Here is a 5,824-nt window from a genome sequence, read left to right on the forward strand (position 1 = left end):
CTCTTGAATTGATGGGACGACTTGCTGAATTGAAGGTTTCGATTATGCGATTGGCCAGGGAGGTGAAGAAGACAATTCGCAAGGTAAATGCCCTGGAGAAAATTGTCATTCCTGACAATCAAATGACGATAAAGTGGATGCGCAGTCGTATCGAGGAACAGGAGCGAGAGAATTTTATCCTTCTGAAAGTAGTCAAGGATCGTATGGAACGAACACAAGAGTCAAAAAATACACAGGTCAAGATGATGACTGCTACCTTCGTTGATGATAAGATTGAAAAAGGAGGTTCTCATGGGAGTTCCGTTTAAGGATATCGTCGTTTATCTGGACGGATCTGAAAGTTCATTGACAGCGACAATGTATGCAATTAAGCTTGCAAAAGAGAATAGTGCAAAGTTGACTGCTGTCTATGTTGTCAATACAAAGGCCCTCTCTGAGCTGGTCAAGGCTGGTATTTTTGTAGCCATTGAACGTGATGAATACCATAGAGACTTGCAAAGTGATGCTGATCGATATTTACGTCATGCATCCAAGCTAGCCCAGCAGAAGGAAGTGGAAATTGAGACAGTAAAGCTTGAAGGTACAATCCATGTTGTTGTTCGTGCTTTATTGAAAGAAAAAAATGCAGATCTTCTGGTTCTTGGAGGGATTACGGATATACGTTCCCGTCGTGAAGAACTTGCAAGTGATACTGATAGGTTGATGCGAACGTCCCCCTGTCCTGTTTTGGTCGTACGTGATGATGATGATATCTGGTTTGAGTTTGAATCATGAGGAGAGTTGCATGAATTTACTGGATGTGTTAGATAAGGACCTTGTAAAGGTTCCCCTTACTGGAAATGATAAGAATGGAATTATCGGGGAATTGGTAAATGTTATCACCAAGGTCAAAGGGTGTTCTGCCCAACAGCACGACGATATCTTAAATGCTGTCCTTGATCGGGAAAGCCTGGGATCCACCGGTATCGGACATGGTATTGCCATTCCACATGCAAAGACTGAAGCTGTCGACCATGTAAGTTTGGTTGTTGGCATCAGCAGGATTCCCGTTGATTTCAATTCCCCTGATGATGTAAAAAGCAGGATTTTTTTCTTGGTCCTGGCTCCTCCCTCGGAAGCATCTGCCCATGTTGAACTTCTGGCATCCATTGCCCGGACTTGTACTTCTCAGATTTTCCGTAGAATGTTGGAGCAATCAAAGGATAGCGATGAAGTTGTCCGTCTCTTTATGGAATAATTTTTAAATTACTTGTCAGAAACCCCGATTGGATTTGTTTTATAACGTTTCCCGGGGTTTTTTTGTCTGATAAAATCAACGGTAACTTGAATCTTTCAAGTTGGAATGGATAACCTGTACTATTACTGATAAGAGCTAAGGAAAAATTTCCTTAGCTCTTGGCTATGATAAACATATTGTTTGCGAAAGAATCGAAGAATCATCTTAATAGAAAGAATTGTCTATTTTTCAGCATTCTTGTAGATGGCAATGAGATCTTCCTTCCCAAGGGTTTTGAAATCACCTAGGGTTCGTTTGCCAAAGAATGTACATTTTTCAGCCATTTCCACGATCTGAGCCTCAGTTGGATGTATTCCCAGTTGATTCAGATTGATTGGCATGTCCAGGCTTGCGAAGAAATCCTTGGTTGCTTCAATCGCTGCAAGGGCATCAGCTTCCACATTCTTTGTTCGGGGAAGGTCAAATACTTTTTCACCAAAATTGGCAAAGCGTGAAGGATTGTTGGCGTATACATACGTTGCCCAGCTATTCCATATTGCTGAGAGCCCAGCTCCATGGGCTACATCGAACATTCCTCCGATTTCATGTTCCAGTTGGTGAGGGGCCCAGTCTCCAGGAGAGCTGTTTCCTGCACTGGTCAGCCCATTATGAGACAGGCTGCTTGCCCACATGAGATTTGCCCTTCCCTCATAATCATCCGGTTTATTTTTCAATTTTGGGGCATAGTATATGACAGTCTTGAGCAGGGCTTCCGCCAATCCGTCGGTAATGAACATATTTCCTTTTGCGGTAAAATATCGTTCCATGGTATGCATCATGATATCAACAGCACCGCACATCGTTTGATAGGGAGGGAGTGTATAGGTAAGTTCTGGATTCATGATTGCAAAACGGCAACGGCTTGTATCGGAATTAAGACCTCGCTTGAGATCTCCTTCTTCATTGGTTATTACTGAAGAGCTGCTCATTTCGCTTCCTGCCGCTGCCAAAGTCAATATCGCACCGATAGGATAGCATCCGTTGACGACTCGCTTACGGTCATAAAAATCCCAGACTTCACCTTCATTATAAAGGCCATAGCCGATTGCCTTGCAGGAATCGATGACAGAACCTCCTCCTACTGCCAGCAGAAAATCAACTCCTTCTTGCTTGCATAGGGCAATTCCTTCATGAACCAAGGAAAGCCTTGGGTTTGGAACAACGCCTCCAAGAGTCACATAGTCCAATCCTGACTGGATCAGGGAGGTGATTATCTTGTCAAGAAGACCTGATCTCTTTGCGCTTGCGGAACCGTAATGAATAAGGACTTTTTTGCCCTTGAATTCCTTTATGAGGGTACCTACTTGGGACTCGGTGTTCTTTCCAAATACTACCTTTGTGGGGGTATAATACGTAAAATCAGAAGTCATGGAATTTCTCCTTGTTTAATATCCGATACTCTCGCCGACAATAAGTACCTTGATTCGGTCCTTGATCATCTGATGCGAGAATACAACGTAATTTGAACAAATGGTATGCTCACAGATTCCTGCACCCACAGCCATCAAATTGTTGGTAGTGCAGGTAGGTGAAAGACATTTTCCATTTTTATTACAAAAGCTATCGACACCAAGTCTGATTGCGTTGGCTGGTGCCGCTGTCGTCTTTACCCGAACAATCGCACTGGCAAGGTCTGGGACGATTTTGTCCCAGGATGTAATCAATATTACTTGTTTCGGACCATAAAGCATTGCAGCTGTACGGTTGGAAGTACCATCGACACAATAAATCTCTCCATGCTCAGTAAGGGCATTGGCACTTGCAAAATAGGTATCCACGCGGAAACTGTCAAGGAAAACTTCCCTGATTTGTTCTGATGTGAGACCTTTTGCATATCGGTCATGAAAATCATAGGTACCGTTTCTCAGTAGATCAAGCACCCCTGTTTCTTTTAGGGAAACGGAGCCTCCGACTGCAACTGCCTCTCCTTTTGCAAGAAGGGAAGCTACCATAGAAGGGACTTTATCGGAGGAAGGTACGAAAGTGGCCATGATGTTATTCTGTTGCAAGGCCTTTATCGTTCGTGCAACCTGCTGTTCCCTGTTTTTCCGAATATGAGCATCCATACTTATTTCTCCATCCATATATAGAATAACCTATTGGCTGAATGCTCCGCAAGGCCGCATTTCTTATTTAAGTTGCACTGACGGGTTTTTGAAGTTATTTTATAAAGAAGGAGTTCCTATGGACATAACATTTCTTGGTGCTGCCCAACAGGTTACCGGAAGTTGCACGCTCGTCGAAAGTGCTGGCTTGAAAATACTTGTAGATTGTGGTCTTCCACAAGGTGATGATGAAAGGGAATCCGGCATGGATTTTACTTTTGATCCAGTTTCCATCGATTATGTACTTCTGACTCATGCACATATAGATCACAGTGGAAGAATTCCTTTGCTGGTGAAAAATGGGTTCAAAGGGAAAATCCTGAGTACCTCCGCTACTGCTGATCTTTGCGACATCATGCTTGCCGATAGCGGGCATATTCAGGAAATGGAAGCAGAGTGGAAGAACCGGAAACAGAAACGTGCAGGAAAAGGGGCTGTGGAACCGCTTTATACTGTAAAGAATGCCAAGGAAGCAATGCAATTTTTCCAAAGTTGCAAATATGGGGAGATTGTTGATCTTGGACATTCCTGCAAGGTCAGGTTCATAGATGCAGGTCATTTGCTTGGTTCTTCCTCCATTGAGCTGTGGTTGGCTGAAGGTAAGGAGATGCGGAAACTGGTGTTTTCCGGTGATATCGGTAATTTTGATCAACCCTTGATCAAAGACCCCGAGTATATTGACGATGCTGATTTTGTCATCATGGAATCAACCTATGGAAATCGTTTGCACAAGAAACCCTTGAATGCGGTAGGGAATTCTGTCCCTACCAGTATCAGGGCACAAGAATTGGCAAATATCGTCGAACGTACTTTCAAACGGGGAGGGAATGTCATAATACCTTCCTTTGCTGTCGGAAGAACCCAGGAAATATTGTATTTGCTGAGAGTCGTTTTGGAGAAGGGGCTTTGTCCTTCCTTCAAGGATATTCCTGTTTTTGTCGATAGTCCGCTTTCCGTAAAGGCAACCCAAGTTTTTTCGGGTAATATTTTCGGATATATGGATAGCGAAGCCATGGAATTGGTCAATAAAGGGATCAACCCCATTGTTTTCCCGTCGTTGGTGACCATCACGGATTCTGAAGCGTCAAAAGCATTGAACTTCCGCAAAGAGAGTTGTGTTATCATCAGTTCCAGCGGAATGTGTGAAGCAGGACGAATCAAACACCATTTGAAACATAATCTTTGGCGATCCGAGTGCACGGTGCTTTTCAGCGGTTACCAAGCTGGGGGAACTTTGGGACGTTCCATTCTTGATGGTGCCCGGCATGTGACTATATTTGGTGAACAGATAGATGTGGAATGTGAAATTTGTGAATTGCAAGGTATTAGCGGGCATGCTGATCAGGAAGGGTTGGTCAAATGGCTTACTGCTTTCAAGAAAGAACCAAAACTTGCTTTTATAAATCATGGTGATAAGGAAGTTGCTCCTTGGTTCGCCCAATTTGTGACGAAGACTTTGGGAATACAGGCTTATGCCCCACATTCCCTGGAACATTTTGATTTGCTTGATGCCAAGGCCTTGCCTTCGTATGTTGCCGTTGACGATTCTGTCTTGCCGTACATGAGAGAGCTTGCGGAAGCCTTGGCTTTGCTTGGTAAGAATGAAGGAAGAGTCCAGGGTGTCATAGAGAGGCTGACAAAGGCAGGCAATCAAAAGGATATGCAACAGAATCATGCAATTCGATTGACCAATGCAATAACCAGATTCGCCAGTGATTTGGAGTATCTCGAGAAAAAATGGGGTGCCGATACCGACTAGAAGAAAGATTTACCGTACACGGAACCCCATTGAGGGGTTTCCAGTACGGTCATTCCTATTCTTTCATAAAATCTTTTGGCCTTGTCGTTGTGTCCATCCACTCCCAGATGGACACCATCTATCTTTTTTTCTTGCAAGGCCTCAAAGAGGGTGGTCATAAGTCCTTTGCCGATACCTTGTCCTTGCATCTCAGGTAAAAGATTTATATGAAGATGTGCTGAATAGCCGACATGTTCCCATATTCCTTCCCCTGGACCTTTGCAAATCTGTTCTACTATCCGTTCCTCAGATTGACATTTGAAATCAGTCAGGCATTTATACTGTTCTTGCAAGGTAGGAAGCCACACTTGATTCATCCATTGATTGAACTCTTCGGTGTTGCTTGTCCCAACTATATATCCTGAAGGAACATTGTGGCCATTAAGTGCAACATAGCAAAGATCCGGTTCATGAAACAGGTACGGGGCTGCATAATAATGACCAACACAGAATGGATCGTTAAAAAAATCCGTGCCATCAAGGCCTGCCAGGCTGGTTTTCAGGCTTATGCGATAGATATGTGGCAAATCCTGGTGACAAGCCTTTCTTATATGTTCCATGTGTGTTTCTCCTAATGTTATGAAAATAGAATACAGTCGGGAGAAATGTTTCACAATGGTACCGTAAAAATAATTACAAGTATAA

7 protein-coding genes are annotated in these 5,824 nt (G+C 43.5%); 4 read left to right on the top strand and 3 right to left on the bottom strand.

All coding sequences use genetic code 11. From position 1 onward, the window contains the following. The 3 genes from ACHZBG_RS10490 to ACHZBG_RS10500 form a co-directional block, all read left to right on the top strand. A partial coding sequence (locus ACHZBG_RS10490; RefSeq protein ID WP_320129406.1) for a V-type ATP synthase subunit D occupies window positions 1-308 on the top strand: 308 nt, incomplete at its 5' end. After that, entirely contained in the window at window positions 292-774 is a 483-nt protein-coding gene (locus tag ACHZBG_RS10495) for a universal stress protein (RefSeq protein ID WP_320129407.1), read from the top strand. The genes ACHZBG_RS10490 and ACHZBG_RS10495, both read left to right, overlap by 17 nt. 10 nt (window positions 775-784) lie before the next feature. Beyond that, window positions 785-1,237 (top strand): PTS sugar transporter subunit IIA, encoded by a 453-nt coding sequence (locus tag ACHZBG_RS10500; RefSeq protein ID WP_320129408.1) that lies wholly within the window; start codon window positions 785-787, stop codon window positions 1,235-1,237. A gap of 221 nt (window positions 1,238-1,458) precedes the next feature. On the opposite strand, the gene ACHZBG_RS10505 is transcribed toward ACHZBG_RS10500, so the two are convergent. Next, on the bottom strand, window positions 1,459-2,646 hold the full coding sequence (locus tag ACHZBG_RS10505) for an iron-containing alcohol dehydrogenase (RefSeq protein WP_320129409.1): 1,188 nt from the start codon (window positions 2,644-2,646) through the stop codon (window positions 1,459-1,461). 15 nt (window positions 2,647-2,661) lie between these two features. Continuing rightward, window positions 2,662-3,342 (bottom strand): lactate utilization protein, encoded by a 681-nt coding sequence (locus tag ACHZBG_RS10510; protein WP_320129410.1) that lies wholly within the window; start codon window positions 3,340-3,342, stop codon window positions 2,662-2,664. Window positions 3,343-3,460: 118 nt separating this feature from the next. Between ACHZBG_RS10510 and ACHZBG_RS10515 the strand changes: the two genes are divergently transcribed. Continuing rightward, window positions 3,461-5,140 (top strand): MBL fold metallo-hydrolase, encoded by a 1,680-nt coding sequence (locus ACHZBG_RS10515; RefSeq protein WP_320129411.1) that lies wholly within the window; start codon window positions 3,461-3,463, stop codon window positions 5,138-5,140. Here the strand turns inward: ACHZBG_RS10515 and ACHZBG_RS10520 are convergent. After that, the gene (locus ACHZBG_RS10520; protein WP_320129412.1) at window positions 5,137-5,739 is read right to left on the bottom strand and encodes a GNAT family N-acetyltransferase; all 603 of its coding nucleotides are present in this window, start codon (window positions 5,737-5,739) and stop codon (window positions 5,137-5,139) included. The genes ACHZBG_RS10515 and ACHZBG_RS10520 overlap by 4 nt on opposite strands. Between the last annotated feature and the right edge of the window lie 85 nt (window positions 5,740-5,824).

Origin of the sequence: uncultured Sphaerochaeta sp. (assembly GCF_963676625.2) — a bacterium.
Lineage (GTDB): Bacteria > Spirochaetota > Spirochaetia > Sphaerochaetales > Sphaerochaetaceae > Sphaerochaeta.

Coding starts and splice junctions, on each gene's coding strand:
- ACHZBG_RS10495 (WP_320129407.1), top strand. CDS start 292: ATGGGAGTTCCGTTTAAGGATATCGTCGTTTATCTGGACGGATCTGAA.
- ACHZBG_RS10500 (WP_320129408.1), top strand. CDS start 785: ATGAATTTACTGGATGTGTTAGATAAGGACCTTGTAAAGGTTCCCCTT.
- ACHZBG_RS10505 (WP_320129409.1), bottom strand. CDS start 2,646: ATGACTTCTGATTTTACGTATTATACCCCCACAAAGGTAGTATTTGGA.
- ACHZBG_RS10510 (WP_320129410.1), bottom strand. CDS start 3,342: ATGGATGCTCATATTCGGAAAAACAGGGAACAGCAGGTTGCACGAACG.
- ACHZBG_RS10515 (WP_320129411.1), top strand. CDS start 3,461: ATGGACATAACATTTCTTGGTGCTGCCCAACAGGTTACCGGAAGTTGC.
- ACHZBG_RS10520 (WP_320129412.1), bottom strand. CDS start 5,739: ATGGAACATATAAGAAAGGCTTGTCACCAGGATTTGCCACATATCTAT.